The sequence below is a fragment of the Olivibacter sp. CPCC 100613 genome, from assembly GCF_036959255.1.
Taxonomy (GTDB): Bacteria; Bacteroidota; Bacteroidia; order Sphingobacteriales; family Sphingobacteriaceae; genus Olivibacter.
In genome coordinates this window covers 46,802-65,374 of sequence record NZ_JAWMTI010000012.1, presented here as the reverse complement: position 1 = coordinate 65,374, position 18,573 = coordinate 46,802, and the positions used below count along the sequence as shown (strand labels likewise).

The window sequence follows — 18,573 nt, the reverse complement described above, 5'->3', positions numbered from 1 at the left end:
TAACGAAAGGGAATGCTGTATTATTTGTTTACATACCTACATGATCATTTTAACCTACCAGGTGCGGGAGTATTTCAATATATCTCTTTTCGCTTTGGTTTAACCGTTATATTATCCCTTATTATTACTACGGTTTATGGAGGGCGACTTATTGGATTGTTGCGTAAGAAACAAGTTGGCGAAACCGTAAGGAGCTTGGGTTTGGAAGGTGAAACACAAAAGCAAGGAACTCCAACGATGGGCGGGCTTATCATCATTGCCGGTATTTTATTGCCAACCCTGTTGTTCGCCAAACTGGAGAATATTTATGTTATTCTAATGATCATCGCTACCATTTGGATGGGGACTGTTGGCTTTATTGATGATTATATCAAAGTATTTAGAAAGAATAAAGAAGGCTTGGCAGGGAAGTTTAAGGTGGTTGGACAAGTTGGACTGGGAATTATTATTGCCTGGACTATGCATGATCATCCTTCTATTGTTACAAGACAGAAGGTGAATGGGCCTATAAAAGGAGAAAATATTGAAATGCAGCAAAACTTTGACGGTACAAAAAGCTATTACAACGTTGAAGTTAAGTCTACAAAAACAAATATTCCTTTTTATAAAAATAATGAGTTTGATTACGGAAAGGTGTTAAGCGTTTTTGGTGTACCGGATGGGAAGTATGCTTTTTTTGTGTTTTTAATTTTTGTCGTGTTTATCATTACTGCCGTATCGAACGGTGCTAATATTACTGATGGAATTGATGGTTTAGCCACCGGTATTTCGGCTATTATAGGCGTTACATTAGCTATTTTAGCCTATGTTTCGGGTAATAGTATTTTCGCTGATTACTTAAATATCATGTATATCCCCAATTCGGGAGAGCTAGTGGTTTTTGCAGGCGCTTTTGTGGGTGCATGTGTAGGGTTTTTGTGGTACAATTCCTACCCGGCCCAAGTTTTTATGGGGGATACGGGAAGTTTGGCCATCGGTGGTATTATTGCCGCTTTTGCTATTATGATTCGTAAGGAATTACTCATACCTGTACTGTGCGGCATATTCCTTATCGAGCTTGTTTCGGTCATAATGCAGGTGTCGTATTTTAAATACACCAAGAAGAAATTTGGGGAGGGAAGACGGATTTTTCTGATGTCTCCATTACACCATCATTATCAGAAAAAGGGCTATCATGAGTCCAAAATCGTTACGCGATTCTGGATTGTAGGAATCATTTTGGCTGTCATTACAATTGTTACGCTAAAGGTGAGATAAGAAAGAAATGGAGAGTATAGAGCATAATATACATCAAAAAAAGCCACTGCTGGTGATTTTGGGAGCAGGTGAAAGCGGCTTTGGTGCTGCTGTTTTAGGAGCGAAACAGGGCTTTGATGTATTTGTGTCTGATGGGGGGGAGATCAAAGAAATTTATAGAACGCGGTTACGAGATCATGCCATTCCGTTTGAGGAAAAAGAACATTCAAAGGAGAAGATATTAAGAGCTGATTTAGTGATTAAAAGCCCGGGTATACCTGAAAAAGCAGAGCTTGTACAAGCTTTGAAGAAACAAGGAGTTCCTGTGATAGGTGAGATTGAATTCGCGGCACGTTATACGGATGCAAAAACCATTTGTATTACCGGCTCAAATGGTAAATCGACGACCACTATATTGACGTATCATATACTGCAAAAGGCCGGGATTGACGTTGGTTTGGCGGGGAATATCGGGAAAAGCTTTGCTTTACAAGTGGCTACAGAGCAGCACGATGTATACGTGATTGAAATCAGCAGTTTCATGTTGGACGATATGTATGATTTTCGGGCGGATGTCGCCGTGCTGTTGAATATAACGCCTGATCATCTGGATCGTTACGATTACAAAATGGAGAACTATGTTAATTCGAAATTTAGAATAACGAGAAACCAGCGCAGCAAGGATATCTTTATTTACTGCAAGGATGATCCGGAAATAAACAAAGCGCTGAAAGAAAAGAACATTGAAGCAACGAGGTATCCCTTTAGCTTAACAGAGGAGATACAATGCGGGGCTTATTTGAACGAAGTAAAAGAAATAGTAATAACATTACCTAACCAGGAAAGATTTATCATGTCTATTAACGATTTAGCATTACAAGGAAAACACAACGTTTACAATAATATGGCTTCCGGGATTGTAGCCAAGGTTTGGGAGTTACGTAACGAGTCTATTCGGGAAAGTATGGGTGACTTTGTGAATATTCCGCATCGTCTGGAGCATGTGACGAAAATTTCCGGAATAGAATTTATAAATGATTCAAAGGCTACGAACGTGAATTCGGTGTGGTATGCTTTGGAAAGTCTACCGGGAAAAATTGTATTGATCATGGGAGGGGTAGATAAGGGAAACGATTATGGTATGCTCCGCGAGTTGGTACAAAGTAAAGTGCGGGGGATTGTTTGCTTGGGCAAGGATAACCGCAATATTCATAATGCTTTCGAGGCGGACACCGATGTGATCGTAAATACACAAACAATGAGCGAGGCCGTTCAGATTGCTTATCATATCGCACAAAAGGGAGATACTGTACTCTTATCACCTGCCTGTGCCAGTTTTGATCTTTTTAAAAATTACGAAGACCGAGGGGATCAGTTTAAAGCCGCTGTGCGTGAGCTTTGAAAAGCTGATGTTCTCAATTAATAAAGTGTTATGGAGCGTATATTTAATAAACTAAAAGGAGATAAATGGATTTGGATAATTGTCATATTGTTATCCGTTTGGTCTTTGTTGGCCGTTTATAGCTCTACAGGTACTTTAGCCTACAAAGAAGGGCGAGGAACAGAGACTTACTTGGTTAAGCATTTTACACTCATTTTTGCCGGACTTATTTTGATGTACTTTTCGCATCTTTTGGATTATCGATACTATGCCGGGATATCCAAGATTTTGATGATCATTACCATTCCGCTGCTTTTATATACGCTGCTGTTTACTGACTCGGTGAATGATGCCAACAGATGGGTTACCATACCGGTTATTAATCAAACCTTTCAGACATCTGATATGGCTAAGCTGGCATTAATAACCTTTTTGGCTAGAATGTTGACGCGTAAGCAGGAAAATATAAAAGATGTAAAACGGGCATTTATGCCCATTATGGGATCGGTTTGTGTTGTTATTATTCTGATTGCTATCGCAAATATGTCAACAGCGATCATGCTTTTTGCGGTGAGCATTTTGTTGCTTGTAATTGGGCGTATCAGTATAAAGCAAATAGCTTATGTGAGTGTAGCAGGCGTATTTCTTTTGACGTTAGTGGTGCTTTTGGGACCGCGTCGACAAACGTATGTGTCCCGTGTAGAGACTTTTCTTGGTAAGGGAGAGCCCGACCCCGATAAAGAGTTTCAGGCTAATCAGGCCAAGATTGCAATCGCGACTGGAGGGCTTTTTGGTAAAGGTCCTGGAAATAGCACCCAGCGTAATATGCTGCCACATCCCTATTCTGATTTTATCTTCGCGATTATCATTGAAGAATATGGTGCCGTAGGTGGCGTGGTGTTGGCCGTCTTATATTTGGTGTTTATGTATCGGTGTATACGTATCGTTACACAGAGTCCAAAGGCTTTTGGAGCTCTGCTGGCTGCTGGCCTGGGCTTCAGTTTAACGATTCAGGCTTTTGGAAATATGGCGGTAGCTGTGGGGCTCGGACCAGTAACAGGAGTGCCTTTACCTTTGGTAAGTATGGGGGGTACATCCATTCTATTTACAAGTGTAGCATTCGGAATTATTTTGAGTGTCAGTCGGAATATTGAAGAGCTTAAATCAAAAGGGAGAGAAAAAGATGTAGGTGGTAAGAAGTCAAACGATAAGGTAATTGTTGGTGAGATTCCGGCAATGGCTTAAACTTGAAAGATATGGAAAGCACGACAAAACGAGTGATTATTAGTGGAGGCGGAACGGGAGGACATATTTTTCCCGCAATAGCTATCGCTAACGCTTTGAAACGTCTGGAACCAACCATTGAAATTTTATTCGTTGGTGCTAATGGTAGAATGGAGATGGATAAAGTTCCTGCTGCAGGTTATAAGATTATTGGCTTGGATATTCAAGGTATCAATAGACAGTCGCTGCTTAAAAATATACTCTTACCTTTTAAATTGTGGAAAAGTATTCAACGTGCGCGAACTGTTATTCGAAATTTTCATCCCGATGTAGTTGTTGGTGTAGGGGGATATGCTTCAGGACCTCTATTGCACGCGGCTGGTCGGATGGGAATTCCTTATCTTATACAAGAACAGAATTCTTATGCGGGGATAACGAATAAAAAATTGGGAGCAAAGGCGTCGAAGATATGTGTAGCTTTTGAAGGGATGGAACGCTTTTTCCCTCGCGAGAGACTGCTGATTACAGGGAATCCTATTCGGCAGGATGCAGTAGATGTGGAGGGAAAGGAGTTTGAGGCGAAAGAATTGTTAGGCTTAGATCACGATAAGAAAACTGTCTTGCTAACAGGAGGAAGTTTAGGTGCTCGTACCTTAAATGAAAGTATGCTGGAAGGCTTGAAAAAAATACATGAAGCCAATTTGCAAGTCATATGGCAGTGCGGGAGCTACTATTACGAGAAATTGCAAAACTTGCTCAAAGAGGATGGATTGGAAGATGTTTGTTTGAAACCATTTCTCCATCGTATGGATCTGGCCTATGCGGCAGCTGATGTAATAATTGCACGAGCTGGGGCAGGAACCATTGCGGAACTATGTGCGGTTGGAAAACCCGCCATTCTGGTGCCGTCACCTAATGTTGCAGAGGACCACCAAACAAAAAACGCCTTGGCATTGATTAAAAAGAATGCAGCAATTATGGTAGAAGATGGGAAGGCGCGCGAAACATTGATAGATGAGACGATTACCTTGGTAAAGGATCGAGACGAGCGTAGAGTATTGTCGGCGAATATAAAACAGTTGGCAAAAACGGATGCAGACGAGGTGATTGCAAACGAAGTGTTGAAGCTAATTAAGGATAAATACTAATCATGAACGCATAAAAAATGGAATCTACGGTGTTGACAACGATTAAACAAGTGTTCCTTATCGGCATAGGCGGTATTGGTATGAGTGCACTCGGCCGTTATTTCTATCATAGAGGAGTGCATGTTTATGGTTATGACAAAACCGAAACGTTCTTGACAAGGCAGTTGGCAAGTGAGGGGATTACTATTTTTTATAAGGACGATGTTAAACAGGTCGCGCCACAATTTGTGGAAGATCCAAGCAACAGTTTGGTAATTTATACGCCAGCTGTTCCAAAGGATCTAGGATTGGTGAATTTTTTCCAAGACTTGGGTTATCGCTTATATAAGCGATCAGAAATATTAGGAAAAATAAGTGAAGCGCATTTTACGATTGCTGTAGCGGGTACACACGGGAAGACGACAACCAGCAGCATGATTGCACACATTTTGACAAGCAGTAATCGTCCTTGTTCCGCTTTTTTGGGGGGGATTGCAGCCAACTATAATACCAATTTGCTACTTGCCGATTCTGATTTATTGGTGGTGGAAGCGGATGAGTTTGATCGATCGTTCCTTACATTACATCCCAATATTGCTATTGTTACCGCTACAGATGCCGATCATCTTGATATATATGGGGATGCGAATCATGTGTTAGAATCTTTTCACCTCTTTGTGGGGCAAGTAACAAAGGATGGTCAACGTATTGTTAAAGAAGGTTTACAGTTGCCCGCAGATATTCGTTACGGTCTTGAGAAGAGTACGGGTGCATATGCAACCAACATCGAAATAAAAAATGAAGCTTTTTATTTTGATTATAAAGGGTACAAGCAGTCTATTTTAGCTATTAAGCTAGGAATTGCAGGTAAACATAACATTGAAAATGCCGTTGCGGCGATTACGGTGGCAAAATTGTTAAACATAGATGATGACTTGATTAAGTCTGCATTAGCATCATTTAAAGGAGTCAAGCGTCGATTCGAGTACATTGTAAATCGAGAAGACGTTGTTTATGTGGACGATTATGCGCACCATCCGGAAGAGTTACGAGCCTGTTTGTCGGCAATGAAAGAATTATATGGTAAGAAAGAAATTACATGCATCTTTCAACCTCATTTATTCACACGTACGCGCGATTTTATTGATGAATTTGCAGAAGTATTAAGCTTGGCAGACGTTTTGATATTAATGGATATATACCCTGCCAGAGAACAACCGATAGTAGGTGTAGACGCGGACTGGCTGTTGAGCAAAGTGCATTTAAAAAATAAGTATAAGCTATCCGCGTCGGAGGTGTTGACGTACATAGATAAAGAGCGCCCAGCGGTATTGCTTACGGTAGGAGCGGGGGATATAGATTTATTAGTAAACCCGATAAAGGAGGTACTGAACAATGTTTAATAGTATCAAAGCGATTAATTGGCGTCGAGTGACTTACTTGTTCGTCTGGACGTTGAGCCTGGTCGGTTTTTTTGTGCTGATGGGGTTTATTGATGCTAAAAAGAATGCAATGGTTTGTAAGGGGGTTAAAATTATTGTTCCGGGATCTCAGGCTTTTGTCTCGCAGGAGGATGTATTTGGTATTGTTGAAAAGAACGGAGGACCATTAACAGGGCATCTCCTAAAGAACGTACCAATACACGAGTTGGAAAATAGCTTGAAAGAAAACCCCTTTATTAGAGATGTACGAGTTTTTACGGAAATGGATGGCATGGTGCATGTTAAAATTGAACAGCGTGAAGCCGTTGTGCGTGTAATAAATAATGTAGGGAATGATTTTTATATTGATAGAGAAGGGGTGAAGTTTCCGACATCGAAGTTGTATGCACCCCATATTATCGTAGCGAATGGAAATGTCGGGGAGCGTTTTGATGGGAAAAGTGATACCGTTGGTACAAGTCTCGTACGGAGTTTATGCAAGATAGCCGATTTTTTAGGACGTGATTCACTTTGGAACAGTCAAATAGAACAATTATACGTAAACGACGAACAAGATATAGAAGTTGTGCCGAGGGTAGGGAATCAGAAAATAATTTTGGGTAATGCTGACTCACTACCGGATAAGTTTAATAGGCTCATGGTCTTTTATAAACAAATCATTCCGAAGGCGGGTTGGGGAACTTATAAGACCGTGAACTTAAAATTTGCGAATCAAATCGTTTGCGAGAAGGCAGACAGTATTATACGAAAAGAAAAAAAATAGTAAACAGCATATTAACACGTATTAGACATGGAAAAACGAACTACTAACTCGAAGGACGCTCCCATAGTTGTTGGTCTAGATATTGGTACCACAAAGATCTGCGTAACAGTAGGTCGAAGGAGCGGGCACAATAAAATAGAAGTATTGGGTATTGGAAAAGCAGAATCGCTGGGTGTGAGCCGTGGAGTAGTTGCAAATATTCAGAAAACAGTGACAAGTATTGTAAAGGCTGTAGAAGAAGCAAGTGCACAATCCAATGTCGATATCAAAGTTGTGAATGTTGGTATTGCTGGTCAACATATTAAAAGCCTCCAACATCGAGGTATTCTAACCAGAAAGGATGATAACGAGATTGGCCGGAAGGATATAGAAAAACTGGTAGAGGATATGTATAAATTGGTTCTTCCCCCAGGCGAAGAGATTATACATGTGCTACCTCAAGAGTTCACAATTGATAATGAACCAGGTATAAAAGATCCGATTGGAATGGCCGGGCGTCGTATGGAAGCTAATTTTCATATTATTTCAGGACACGTGAGTGCGGTAAGGAATATTAAACGTTGTGTTGAATATGCTACTTTAGAGGCGCAGGAACTTATACTGGAACCTTTGGCTTCTTCTGAAGCGGTGCTTAGTCCGGAAGAAAAGGATGCAGGTGTCGTTTTGGTTGATATAGGAGGGGGAACTACCGATGTGGCCATTTTCCATGAGGGTATCATTCGTCATACAGCTGTTATTCCACTGGGTGGTAATATTGTAACAGAAGATATTAAACAAGGATGCTCTGTTCTCCGCAACCAGGCTGAGTTGTTAAAGGTTAGATTTGGATCTGCGCTGGCTGAGGAGAATCGGGAAAATGAAATAATCTGTGTACCTGGTTTACGCGGTCGGGAACATAAGGAAATCTCTGTAAAAAATTTAGCCTATATCATTCAGGCCCGCATGGAAGAGATTATAGAACATGTTTACTATGAAATCAAGTCGTCCGGATACGAACGCAAACTGATAGGTGGTATTGTTATTACCGGAGGAGGAGCCCAGTTGAAGCATTTGGTTCAGCTGGTAGAATATGTAACGGGTCTTGAATGTCGCATTGGTATGCCAAATGAGCACTTGTCTAAAAATGAAGTGCTGCCTAAAAATACGTACGATGAGCTGAAGAGTCCGCTCTACGCAACGGGTATTGGTTTACTGATCAAAGGGATCGAATCAGCGGAGTATAATGAAGTGGAACACCCTGTAAAGAGTCAAGTCGTTAAAGGGATCGTGGAAGAAGGGAAACGGACTTTTGGCTTTTTAGATAAGATTATCCGCTATATCAGCGATGATAATAAAATTGAAGATACGGACTATATTAAATAGTTTTCAACACTTGACTTTTTTTCCACATTATAAACAATTGTGGAAAACAATTGTGGAAAAAGTATTAATATTACAATGCGAAAGTTGTGTAGAGGTTGAATTAGGATACCACTCATTTAGAGTAAATTAAGATAGTATGAAACGGGCGTATTTACGTGTAGAAAGGGAAAAACGGGGTGCCACGACATACTTTACAAATTTGAAAAGGAGCAGGAATAATACATTTCATAGAGCCTTTAAGGAACAAATTATACACGTATGAAATTTGAAATGCTTAAAGAACAATCATCTATTATAAAGGTAATAGGTGTTGGCGGAGGTGGTGGCAATGCGGTTAACCACATGTACAGACAGGGTATTAGCGGTGTGGACTTTATAATTTGCAATACCGATGCACAAGCATTAGAGCTGAGTCCTATACCAAATAAGGTTCAATTGGGCGCCAGCCTGACAGAAGGAATGGGAGCCGGTTCGGATCCCGATGTGGGCGAGAATTCGGCAATCGAAAGTATCGACGATATAAAACGCATGTTAGGTGTAAATACTAAAATGTTGTTTATTACTGCCGGAATGGGAGGGGGTACAGGTACAGGAGCAAGCCCTGTTATTGCAAAAGCTGCTAAAGAGCTGGGAATCCTGACAGTTGCAATCGTTACCACTCCCTTTGCCTTTGAAGGAAAGAGGAGAAGGAGCCAAGCAGAGGAAGGCTTAGGGGAATTGAGAAAGTATGTCGATTCATACCTTGTCATATCAAATGACCGATTAAGGGAGATATTTGGTAACTTAACCATGAGTTCTGCTTTTGCCAAAGCAGATGATATTTTAACGACAGCAGCAAAAGGTATCGCAGAAATTATCACTATTCCGGGTTATATCAATGTCGACTTCAAAGATGTTCGTACCGTGATGAATGATAGTGGTGTAGCTATCATGGGGAATGCGAAAGCAAGTGGTGACGATCGTTCGCAAAAGGCTGTTGAAGGGGCTTTAGCATCACCGCTTTTAAAGGATAGTGAAATTGAAGGCGCCCGTTATATTTTATTAAATATATCTTCCGGAACACAAGAGGTTACCATGGATGAGATTTCTGTGATTACCGATTATATTCAAGAACGAGCAGGCTTTACGGCGGAAATTATTTGGGGTAACTGTTTAGACGAATCTTTAGACAAGGATTTGTCAGTTACGATCATAGCCACCGGTTTTCAAACCACAGAGGAGCGTAAGCAGGAAGAAAGTAATCGACGTATAGCCATTCCTTTAGAGGAAGAGAAAGCGCCTTTGGTGAGGCCGGTAAATCAAATTATCAATAAGCCGAAAGAAGAGGTCGTAGAAAAAGTGCCTGTTGAAGAGCCTGTACAAGACAAAGTACAGCCAACAGCTATGCCCCAAGCTGATCTATTCAGCGGCTTTGGACGTCCACCTGGTCAAAACCAAGTGGAGAATAAGGTGGTTGCTCCAAAAAAGGAAGAAATTATTAGGCATACATTAGTTGAAGAGGAGCCCGTACCTGAACAGAGTAAACCCGCCGATGAGTATCAGCTAAAGGTTTCAGAGAGTGAATTTCTCTTTACCAATGAAACGGATAGTAATCAGCAAGTTTCCGAACCTGAAGCAACAAATTACGCAGTTTCTGAACCTGCCAAAGAAAATTTAAATTCAGAAAGTGATCCGGTAACCAAACAGGTTGATGAATACAAATCGGATGAGAGTATTGAAGAGCAGCTTAGAAAAACGAAAGAGCGCATACTGCGTTTAAAAGACCTAAGTATGAAATTGCGTTCTACTAACGGGCTGCAGGAAATAGAAAATGAACCAGCTTATAGAAGAAAACAACGATCGTTAGACCAAGTGCCTCATTCTTCCGAATCACAGGTTTCAAGATTTACACTTTCTTCCGAAGACGGAATCACTGAAATAAGACCTAACAATTCTTTTCTTCATGACAATGTCGACTAAATTGTTATAACTAATAGTAGAAAAGGCCAGAAAGAGCGATGCGCTCTTCTGGCCTTTTTGTTTAAAAAAATACATAAAAGAGAAGTTTTTATACCCATTTCGATTATGGTTCACTAGAAAGTTGATAATTCTGCGGTGAAACTTTATCTTTGTAAACAATTTAATAACCACGTATTGTGGCTTTTAAGAAATCAGAATAGCAGTGACAAACCCTTTAGCACGAATCCTTAAAGGGATGCATTCAATTTGTTTTCTAAAAAAGACCTAAGTTGGATTTGTGGTTTTGAGAGGTATTAATTAAATTAAACGTATTTACTTTGGATTTATTCGATAAAATATCAAAAAATTTAGGTCCAATTGGACAACATCACAAATGGTCTCATGGTTATTTTTCTTTTCCAAAACTGGAAGGGGAGATCGGTGCACACATGAAATTTAGAGGGAAAGACCATCTTGTTTGGAGCTTAAACAACTATCTAGGTTTAGCAAACCATCCGGAAGTGCGTGCAGCAGATGCTGAGGCCGCAAAGTCGTACGGTATGGCCTACCCCATGGGAGCAAGGATGATGTCTGGTAATTCAAATCAACATGAAATCTTAGAGCAAGATTTGGCCACGTTTGTAGGAAAGGAAGATGCTTTTCTTCTAAACTATGGTTATCAGGGGATGGTATCTATCATAGACGCACTGGTGGACAGGAATGATGTGATCGTATATGATGCCGAATCGCATGCTTGTATTATAGACGGCGTTCGTTTACATATGGGTAAACGATATGTTTATCAACATAACGATGTAGAAAGTTGTAAAAAGCAATTAGAACGTGCCACTAAGATCGTTGAGCAAACAGGTGGAGCTATATTGGTTATTACAGAAGGAGTGTTCGGTATGTCTGGAGCGCAGGGCAAGTTAAAGGAGATCAATGCGCTAAAAAGAAAATTTAGTTTCAGACTACTCGTAGACGATGCACATGGTTTTGGTACAATGGGGCCAACAGGCGCCGGAACACACGAGGCACAGAACTGTATAGATGGCGTGGATATTTACTTTGGGACTTTCGCGAAGTCAATGGCCGGTATTGGTGCTTTTGTCGCAGCCAAAGAAGAGATCGTGACGTTCTTGCGTTATAACATGCGCTCTCAAACCTTTGCGAAGTCTTTGCCAATGCCTATGGTTGTTGGTTTACAAAAACGTCTGGAGTTATTGAAAGGAGAACCCGGGCTTAGAGAGAAGCTTTGGGAAGTTGCTTTGTCCTTACAGAAGGGCCTAAGAGATAATGGATTTGATATTGGCCATACAAATACCATGGTAACGCCTGTGTTTTTGAAAGGCGATTTATCGGAAGCGACGGCCTTAACCATGGATTTGAGAGAAAACTATGGTATTTTCTGTTCTATTGTTGTTTACCCCGTAATTCCAAAGGGACAGATTGAATTGAGATTGATTCCGACAGCAATGCATACGCTCGAAGACGTTAAGCGGACAATTTTTGCGTTCTCTGAAATTGCAGAAAAACTAAATAATGGCCACTATAGAGAGCAACAAGTAGTGCCGGCATAATAAAAAGGAATGACTAAGTTTTCTTTTACGTTTTGTAAAAAGATAAGCCTACCGGAATACCGGTAGGCTTATCTTTTTAAATGTCGCTTAATTTAATTTGCCGCGGTAAGTTTTGTTTTAACTTGCAAATCCTTAACCGCTATCGCAATCCTCCGCTTGGTTTCTTCCCCGACACCGACCAATGGTAAGCGTACATGATTCTTGCATACACCAAGTTCTTGAAGCATTTCTTTCACACCTGCTGGATTTCCCTCAATGAAACAAAGATCATCAATGTTTAGTAATTCATAGTGAAGTTTACGGGCTTCCTCATAATGCCATTCATTGCAATACCTAACTAATTGCTGTGTTTGTTTTGGAAAAGCATTGCCTACAACCGTGATTACTCCTACCGCTCCTAATGACATCATGGGGAGTGTAAGTGCGTCGTCGCCTGAAATTAACAGGAATGCATCTGGTTTGTTGGCCATAATACGTGTAAAGTGTTCAAAATTGGCAGAGGCCTCTTTTACACCGACGATATTGTCAAAATCATTGGCCAGGCGAATAATGGTGTCCACATTTATCATACTACCTGTTCTCCCAGGTACATTATATAAGATGATAGGGAGTGTAGTAGCTTGCGCTATTGCCTTATAATGTTGATAAATTCCTTCTTGGGTTGGTTTGTTATAATAGGGACTTACCGATAAAATGGCTTGATAAGCAGGGTTCTTAAATTCCTTTATCTGTGCTACTAACTCGGCGGTGTTATTCCCTCCAAAACCAGCAACCAAGGGGACACGGCCTGCCACTTTTTCTGCGGTAAAGTCTAAAATATGCTTCTTCTCCTCTTTTGTCAAGGTAGCTACTTCCCCGGTTGTACCCATGCTAACCAGGTAATCCATCCCTCCTTCTATTTGATATTCGATCAAATTAGCTAATCCCTCGAAGTCGATACTCCCATCGCTATTGAATGGGGTTACTAATGCCACTCCGGCACCATGTAGGCTATTCATTCCTTTTTATATTTGATTTATTACTTATTCTTTTGTATTCACGGGAAATATATTGCAAAGCTACTGAATCATTTTTATTAACTCCTCTTCAGAAATGATGGGGATGTTAAGTTTCTGAGCTTTTGCAAGTTTTGACGGCCCCATTTTGTCGCCTGCTATTAAATAGTCTAACTTTGCACTAATGCTGCTTAATAGCTTTCCGCCATTCTGAACAATGATTTTTCCCAAGTCTTCTCGACTATAATTTTCGAAAACACCGGATATAACGAATGACTTATCGACCAGCTTATCGCTATTCAGCTGAAATTCCTCTTCAACAATTGCAAATTGCAAATCCTCGTTTTTTAAGATAGTAACCTGTTGTAGATGAAGTTCATTGCTGAAATATTCCTTAACGCTCCGTGCTATCCTTTCGCCGATCTCGTCAACAGCAGCGATTTCTTCCTCATTAGCTTGAATTAGGTGATCTATGTTTTTAAAACTAGTGGCGAGCTTTTTAGCAATCGTTTCACCAACATAGCGGATTCCTAGACCAAATAACACTTTCTGAAAAGGTTGCTCTTTTGATTTTTGAATACCGAGAAGCATGTTATTGATAGACTTTTCACCGAAACGTTCAATCTGTTCAAGCTCTTCTTTATGAAGATGTAATTGATAGAGGTCGCTTATTTGCTTTAGTAAACCCTTTTTGTATAATACTTCAACGGTTTCATTTCCCATACCCTCGATATCCATCGCTTTTCTACTAATAAAATGTTGAATTTTCCCGACGATTTGCGGAGGACATCCTAATTCATTAGGACAGTAATGTACAGCCTCTCCTTCTTTGCGAATTAAAGTCGTACCACATACAGGACAGCATATAGGATAGGTTATTTGCTTCGTATCAGGGACGCGCTTATCTTTGTTAACACCGATGATCTTCGGAATGATCTCGCCACCTTTCTCTACCATAACAGTATCCAGCTCATGGAGATCGAGTCGTACAATCTCGTTGGCATTGTGAAGTGTAGCTCTTTTCACCGTTGTACCGGATAATTGTACCGGTTCTAGATTAGCAACCGGCGTTACAGCACCTGTTCTTCCTACTTGATAACTTACGGATTTAAGAATTGTCTCCACCTCTTCTGCTTTGTATTTATAAGCTATTGCCCAACGCGGTGATTTTGCCGTAAAACCGAGCTCGTGTTGTTGTGCATAGCTGTTCACTTTAATGACAATCCCGTCAATATCGTATGAAAGATTATGTCTTGCGTCATCCCAATATCCAATAAACTGCAAAACTTCATCAATAGTACGGCAGAGCTTCGTATGTTCACAAACATGAAAGCCCCAAGATTTGACAGCTTCTAAGCTCTCCCAGTGTGTTGCGTATACACGGTCGCGATTATCCATATACAGGAAATAAAGAAAGCAATCCAAGGGGCGTCTCGCTACTTCTGAGGAATCTTGTAGTTTAATAGTACCTGCCGCGAAATTACGTGGATTAGCATAGGGGATTTCCTCATTTTCTACCCGTTCTTTATTTAGCCGTTCAAATGCTGCCCGATGCATAAAAACTTCGCCCCGAATCTCAAAGAGATCAGGAAACTGACCTGATTTAATTTTATTCGGAACACTTTTTATCGTTTTTATATTGGTGGTTACTTCGTCACCTTGTGTGCCGTCTCCTCTGGTGACCCCTCTCGTGAGTACACCGTGTTCATAAGTTAAGCTAATCGACAACCCGTCAAATTTAAGTTCGCAAACATATTCAAAATCGTCTCCCAGTACTTTGCGTACTCGCTCGTCGAAATCTTTGAGCTCTTTTTCGCTATAGGTGTTGCTCAAAGAGAGCATAGGCCATTTGTGGCGAACGGTTTTAAATTGCTTGGTAATATCCCCGCCAACTTTTTGAGTTGGAGAATCAGGGTCTAGAAATTCGGGATATTCTTTTTCCAGCGCAGCTAATTCTGCCAATTTGTGGTCAAAATCAAAGTCAGATATACTCGGTTGTGCGAGTACATAATATTTGTAATTGTGATCGTTTAGCTCTTTAGTTAGTGCTTCTATGCGACTTAATGCATCGTTCCTTTGCATATGCGAAGTTAATAAAATTTCTAGTTCTCTGAATCAATCTGTGATTTTAGCGCGCGCGTTTTTCAGGGCCTGAGAAACCTTATTTTTGAAATAGGTATACAGTATGCTTTAAAGCTATTGAATTAATTGAATAAGAGATAAGAAAATTATAAGTAATAGAAGAAAGGTGTGGTTTATAAAATAGTACCCTTCTAAAGGGTACTATTTATTCGTTAAATTTACGTTTAGGACGCTTGTAGAGCACTGTTACGATGATGGTGACCAAAATAACGCCAATAACAAGATAGGCTACTGCTTTGGGCGTACTGTACTCTTCCGCAACGCCCACTTGGTTGGACAATGCTGCGTTTGAATAAATCGCTGCCATCAACACTAAAAATAATTTCTTCATTTCCTAATCCCTCCTTGCTTTTTAAATAAAAATAAAACACGTAACGTGATTTCAGGTTTTTATTGATCGTAAAACATAAATATAAGAAAAAAAATATAAAAAATGAAATTTAATATTATTTTGTGCTTAACGAGAGAAAATATTCACAAATATAGGTTAACAAGCTGACAATTAGTACGCTGAAACCCTGTTTTTGCAAGTTATGCTTTTAGAAAATTTCTTAAAACATAATGTAATATACCGCCGTTTTTATAATATGCTATTTCAATCGCCGAATCAAATCGAGCTTTTACTTTAAAAGATAAGTTTTTCCCTTGTTCGTCCAACACGTCTACCTCGAGGATTTTATGTGGTATCAGCTGATCTGCCAGGCCTTTAATATAAAAAGTTTCTTTACCTGTTAGACCCAGTATATCAGCATTTTCACCAGGTAAAAATTCCAATGGCGCTACGCCCATACCCACTAAATTGCTTCGATGTATACGCTCGAAACTTTCTGCAATCACTGCCTTAACGCCAAGTAGATTCGTACCCTTTGCCGCCCAATCTCTCGATGAACCGCTACCGTATTCTTTACCCGCCAGAATAATAAGTGGGATGGCATCCTTTTGATAGTTAGAAGCAGCTTCATAAATGTTCTGTGTTTCTCCAGTTTTAAAGTAGGTTGTATAGCCTCCTTCTTTGTCGGAAATTCTATTTTTAATACGAACATTGGCAAATGTCCCTCGCACCATAACCTCATGATTGCCGCGCCTGGATCCATATGAGTTGAAATCCTTAACAGCAACTCCCTTGCTTTTCAAATATTGACCTGCAGCGGTATCTGACTTGAACGAACCGGCTGGAGAGATATGATCTGTGGTTACAGAATCACCCAAATATAATAAAACCCGTGCACCCTCGATATCACGGATCGGGCTAAGCTCATCACTGATATTTTTAAAGAAAGGTGCTTCTTGTATATAAGTAGAGTTCTCGTCCCATTGATAGTCTGTCCCTGTAGGAGCTATCAGATTTTGCCATTGCTCGTTTCCATCAAAGATGACATCATATACTTTTTTGAAATCAGCCTGTTTTAGGGATGATTGGATAACTTGACTAATTTCTTCTTGGGTTGGCCAAATATCTTTTAGATAAACAGGCTCTCCGTTGGGGTCGGTATCGATTGGGTCATGAAGAATATCTACATCAATTCTACCAATAAGTGCATAGACTACTACAAGCATCGGAGAGGCGAGGAAATTCATTTTTACTTGGGGATGTACGCGCGCCTCAAAATTTCGATTACCGCTTAAAATGGACGTGACAACGAGTTCCGCTTGGTCAACGGCCTCTGCTATATGAGGTGGTAAGGGACCGCTATTTCCAATACAGGAAGTACATCCATAACCTACGTGATGGAATCGTAACGCTTCGAGGTCTTCTAATAGGCCTGAGCGCTCCAAATAAGCTGTTACTACTTTTGAACCGGGGGCTAAGCTGGTTTTGACCCACGATTTGGTGCGTAAGCCGCGAGCCACCGCTTTTCGGGCTACGAGGCCTGCACCGATCATTACAGCAGGATTGGAGGTATTCGTACAACTGGTGATGGCAGCTATAACAATGGAACCATCACTTAATTCATATTCCTGGTTATTGTTAATTATCCTTACTGTTTTTAGCTGATCACTTTTAACGGTTGTCTGTGACGAAGGTTGCGATCTTCCAGGAGTAAATTGTGTTCTGGACCCCCCTTCAGATAACCAGGTATTTACGGCTCTATCTTTATAGGGCACGTAGGTACGACTATATTCTTTGTTTAATAATTCACCAAATTTAAGATAAAGATCCTTAATCAAAATCTTATCCTGGGGTCTTTTAGGGCCGGCGACTGTCGGTTCCAACGTACTTAAATCCAGATAAAGGATATCAGTGTATTGAATCATTTCATCGCCTTTACGCCATAAGAGATTCTCTTTACAATATGCTTCTACCAAACGAATATGTTCCTCCGACCGATTCGTTCGCTGCATATAATCGAGGGTTTGGTGATCGATGGGGAAATAAGTTACTGTACAACCGAATTCGGGTGACATATTTGAAATGGTTGCACGATCGGTTACCGTCAAGTTGTCGAGCCCCTCTCCAAATACTTCCACAAATTTACCAACTACACCATAATCTCGAAGCAGCTTTGTAATGGCTAATACCATGTCTGTTGCGGTACATCCTTCGGGTATTTTTCCTGTTAGCTTTAAGCCGACGACTTGTGGGCAAGTAAAATATATTGGTTGACCCAACATGGCCGCTTCCGCTTCGATACCACCGACACCCCAACCTAGAACACCAATTCCGTTAACCATAGGTGTATGAGAATCTGTACCTACCAATGTGTCAGGAAAATACCATCCATCTCGATCGATAATACCCTTGGCTAGATATTCAAGATTAACTTGATGGCAGATGCCCATTCCCGGTGGCACCACAGTGAAGTTATTTAATCCTTTTTGAGCCCATTTTAACAATTGATACCGTTCTGCATTCCGTTCATATTCGAGGTCGACATTTCGTTCATAAGCGTAATCAGTACCAAAGTAATCTACCTGAACTGAGTGGTCAATTACTAGATCAACCGGGATCGCAGGATTGATTTTATTTCCATCTTTTCCTTTTCGTATTACTTCTGCTCTAATGGAGGCAATATCAACAACCGCAGGTACACCGGTAAAATCCTGCATAAGTACCCGAGCAGGTTTAAAAGGAATCTCCTTATCGGTACCGCTTGGCTCCCACTGAACGAGTGTTTCTACATGTTCATCGGTAATAGAAAATCCATCATGATTGCGTATAACATTCTCCAATAAAATTCGAATGGAAAACGGAAGCTTTTCTATTTGCTTTCCGCTGTTCTGCAGTTGACGAAGGGAGGCTATTTGTTTATCCATTTTAGTTTAGTTTTCGTGTTATTATAAAACTTCATTTTATAACAAAATGTTTTTGGTAACCCGGTTCTTGAATTTTAAATGACTCGAGCAAAAAAAAAGCCAAGAGGTTTGCTTCTCTTGGCTTAAAG

General features: G+C 40.4%; 13 protein-coding genes. 9 read left to right on the top strand and 4 right to left on the bottom strand.

Going from position 1 to position 18,573, the window contains the following annotated elements; all coding sequences use genetic code 11:
• The first annotated feature begins 12 nt into the window (after positions 1 to 12).
• From mraY to RYH73_RS24795, 9 genes are all read left to right on the top strand, one after another.
• The gene (gene mraY / locus RYH73_RS24835; protein WP_335316152.1) at positions 13 to 1,257 is read left to right on the top strand and encodes a phospho-N-acetylmuramoyl-pentapeptide-transferase; all 1,245 of its coding nucleotides are present in this window, start codon (positions 13 to 15) and stop codon (positions 1,255 to 1,257) included.
• Positions 1,258 to 1,264: 7 nt separating this feature from the next.
• Positions 1,265 to 2,638, top strand: coding sequence for a UDP-N-acetylmuramoyl-L-alanine--D-glutamate ligase (gene murD, locus RYH73_RS24830; RefSeq protein WP_335316151.1), 1,374 nt, complete (start codon positions 1,265 to 1,267; stop codon positions 2,636 to 2,638).
• Positions 2,639 to 2,668: 30 nt separating this feature from the next.
• Entirely contained in the window at positions 2,669 to 3,862 is a 1,194-nt protein-coding gene (locus RYH73_RS24825; RefSeq protein WP_335316150.1) for an FtsW/RodA/SpoVE family cell cycle protein, read from the top strand.
• A gap of 11 nt (positions 3,863 to 3,873) precedes the next feature.
• Complete coding sequence (murG, locus tag RYH73_RS24820) at positions 3,874 to 4,989, top strand: undecaprenyldiphospho-muramoylpentapeptide beta-N-acetylglucosaminyltransferase (protein WP_335316149.1); 1,116 nt, start codon at positions 3,874 to 3,876, stop codon at positions 4,987 to 4,989.
• 17 nt (positions 4,990 to 5,006) lie between these two features.
• A complete protein-coding gene (murC, locus tag RYH73_RS24815; protein ID WP_335316148.1) occupies positions 5,007 to 6,371 on the top strand; it encodes a UDP-N-acetylmuramate--L-alanine ligase in 1,365 nt (454 codons plus the stop codon).
• On the top strand, positions 6,364 to 7,173 hold the full coding sequence (locus RYH73_RS24810) for a cell division protein FtsQ/DivIB (protein WP_335316147.1): 810 nt from the start codon (positions 6,364 to 6,366) through the stop codon (positions 7,171 to 7,173). The genes murC and RYH73_RS24810 overlap by 8 nt, the downstream gene beginning before the upstream one ends.
• A 27-nt stretch (positions 7,174 to 7,200) precedes the next feature.
• Positions 7,201 to 8,535, top strand: coding sequence for a cell division protein FtsA (gene ftsA / locus RYH73_RS24805; protein ID WP_335316146.1), 1,335 nt, complete (start codon positions 7,201 to 7,203; stop codon positions 8,533 to 8,535).
• Positions 8,536 to 8,793: 258 nt separating this feature from the next.
• Positions 8,794 to 10,494 carry a cell division protein FtsZ gene (gene ftsZ / locus RYH73_RS24800; RefSeq protein WP_335316145.1) on the top strand — a complete coding sequence of 567 codons (1,701 nt, stop codon included), beginning with the start codon at positions 8,794 to 8,796 and terminating at the stop codon, positions 10,492 to 10,494.
• Between the two features lie 317 nt (positions 10,495 to 10,811).
• Positions 10,812 to 12,053 (top strand): aminotransferase class I/II-fold pyridoxal phosphate-dependent enzyme, encoded by a 1,242-nt coding sequence (locus RYH73_RS24795; protein ID WP_335316144.1) that lies wholly within the window; start codon positions 10,812 to 10,814, stop codon positions 12,051 to 12,053.
• Between the two features lie 92 nt (positions 12,054 to 12,145).
• On the opposite strand, the gene dapA is transcribed toward RYH73_RS24795, so the two are convergent.
• The 4 genes from dapA to acnA all read right to left on the bottom strand — a co-directional run bounded on the left by dapA (position 12,146) and on the right by acnA (position 18,445).
• Complete coding sequence (gene dapA / locus RYH73_RS24790) at positions 12,146 to 13,051, bottom strand: 4-hydroxy-tetrahydrodipicolinate synthase (RefSeq protein WP_335316143.1); 906 nt, start codon at positions 13,049 to 13,051, stop codon at positions 12,146 to 12,148.
• Positions 13,052 to 13,111: 60 nt separating this feature from the next.
• Positions 13,112 to 15,130, bottom strand: a complete 2,019-nt coding sequence (ligA, locus tag RYH73_RS24785; RefSeq protein ID WP_335316142.1) for an NAD-dependent DNA ligase LigA — start codon at positions 15,128 to 15,130, stop codon at positions 13,112 to 13,114.
• A 205-nt stretch (positions 15,131 to 15,335) separates the two neighbouring features.
• Positions 15,336 to 15,521, bottom strand: a complete 186-nt coding sequence (locus RYH73_RS24780; RefSeq protein ID WP_335316141.1) for a hypothetical protein — start codon at positions 15,519 to 15,521, stop codon at positions 15,336 to 15,338.
• Positions 15,522 to 15,721: 200 nt separating this feature from the next.
• Entirely contained in the window at positions 15,722 to 18,445 is a 2,724-nt protein-coding gene (acnA, locus tag RYH73_RS24775) for an aconitate hydratase AcnA (RefSeq protein WP_335316140.1), read from the bottom strand.
• Between the last annotated feature and the right edge of the window lie 128 nt (positions 18,446 to 18,573).

Excerpts from the sequence above, each read along its gene's own strand:
- mraY (WP_335316152.1), top strand. The coding sequence starts at position 13 with ATGCTGTATTATTTGTTTACATACCTACATGATCATTTTAACCTACCA.
- murD (WP_335316151.1), top strand. The coding sequence starts at position 1,265 with ATGGAGAGTATAGAGCATAATATACATCAAAAAAAGCCACTGCTGGTG.
- RYH73_RS24825 (WP_335316150.1), top strand. The coding sequence starts at position 2,669 with ATGGAGCGTATATTTAATAAACTAAAAGGAGATAAATGGATTTGGATA.
- murG (WP_335316149.1), top strand. The coding sequence starts at position 3,874 with ATGGAAAGCACGACAAAACGAGTGATTATTAGTGGAGGCGGAACGGGA.
- murC (WP_335316148.1), top strand. The coding sequence starts at position 5,007 with ATGGAATCTACGGTGTTGACAACGATTAAACAAGTGTTCCTTATCGGC.
- RYH73_RS24810 (WP_335316147.1), top strand. The coding sequence starts at position 6,364 with ATGTTTAATAGTATCAAAGCGATTAATTGGCGTCGAGTGACTTACTTG.
- ftsA (WP_335316146.1), top strand. The coding sequence starts at position 7,201 with ATGGAAAAACGAACTACTAACTCGAAGGACGCTCCCATAGTTGTTGGT.
- ftsZ (WP_335316145.1), top strand. The coding sequence starts at position 8,794 with ATGAAATTTGAAATGCTTAAAGAACAATCATCTATTATAAAGGTAATA.
- dapA (WP_335316143.1), bottom strand. The coding sequence starts at position 13,051 with ATGAATAGCCTACATGGTGCCGGAGTGGCATTAGTAACCCCATTCAAT.
- ligA (WP_335316142.1), bottom strand. The coding sequence starts at position 15,130 with ATGCAAAGGAACGATGCATTAAGTCGCATAGAAGCACTAACTAAAGAG.
- RYH73_RS24780 (WP_335316141.1), bottom strand. The coding sequence starts at position 15,521 with ATGAAGAAATTATTTTTAGTGTTGATGGCAGCGATTTATTCAAACGCA.
- acnA (WP_335316140.1), bottom strand. The coding sequence starts at position 18,445 with ATGGATAAACAAATAGCCTCCCTTCGTCAACTGCAGAACAGCGGAAAG.